The sequence below is a fragment of the Oleiphilus sp. HI0066 genome, from assembly GCF_001635725.1.
Genome location: NZ_LWFH01000720.1, coordinates 1 through 1009, shown reverse-complemented (window position 1 = coordinate 1009; position 1009 = coordinate 1). Strand labels below are relative to the sequence as shown.

General features: G+C 46.5%; 1 protein-coding gene. It reads left to right on the top strand.

Annotated features, from left to right (window positions below):
* Nucleotides 1-124 precede the first annotated feature (124 nt).
* On the top strand, nucleotides 125-1009 hold an 885-nt coding region (locus tag A3738_RS08880; protein WP_231876591.1), incomplete at its 3' end, for a phosphomethylpyrimidine synthase ThiC.

The window sequence follows — 1009 nt, the reverse complement described above, 5'->3', positions numbered from 1 at the left end:
CAGCAGATTGCTCCCTAACAATTACCTTGGAGCATACATGAGCAACACGCCACAGCAGCCAGCTAAAAACGCAAAGATCACCGACGCAAATATCTCCAAAACAGCATCGGTCGATGAACTTTCTATGACGCCATTTCCTGCGTCGAAAAAAATCTACGTAAAAGGTAGTCGCGACGACATTCAAGTGGCTATGCGCGAAATTGAACTAAGTCCAACCAAGCTGCAAGACGGCAAGGAAGAACATAACCCTCCAGTTCGTGTCTACGACACCTCAGGCCCATATACAGATCCAAATAAAGACATCGACGTGCGTTTAGGCTTAAGTCCAATGCGTGAAAAATGGATTCTAGAGCGCAGCGACACCGAATTGCTTGAAGGCTTCAGTTCTGAGTACGCAAACATTCGCGAGAAGAACATAGCGCTCGAGGGTTTGCGTTTTGAGTACAAGCCAAAGCCACGTAAAGCGCGTGAAGGCAAGAATGTCACGCAACTTCATTACGCGCGTCAGGGCATTATTACGCCTGAAATGGAATACATCGCAATCCGCGAAAATCTAGCGCTCAGCGAAGCTGAGCTTGAAAAAGCGGTATCGGAACAACATCCGGGTCAAAGCTTCGGTGCATCGATTCCTAAGATTATTACTCCTGAATTCGTACGTGATGAAGTTGCTCGAGGCCGCGCGGTAATTCCGAATAATATCAACCACCCTGAATCTGAACCAATGATTATTGGTCGTAATTTCCGCACCAAAGTAAACGCAAACATTGGTAATTCGGCAGTGACATCTTCTATTCAGGAAGAAGTTGAAAAGACGGTATGGGCGACACGCTGGGGTGCCGATACTGTTATGGATTTGAGTACGGGGGACAACATCCACGAAACACGTGAATGGATTATCCGAAATTCATCAGTGCCGATCGGTACCGTACCGATTTATCAAGCATTAGAAAAATGTGGTGGTGTTGCCGAAGATTTAACGTGGGAATTATTCCGAGACACACTGATCGAA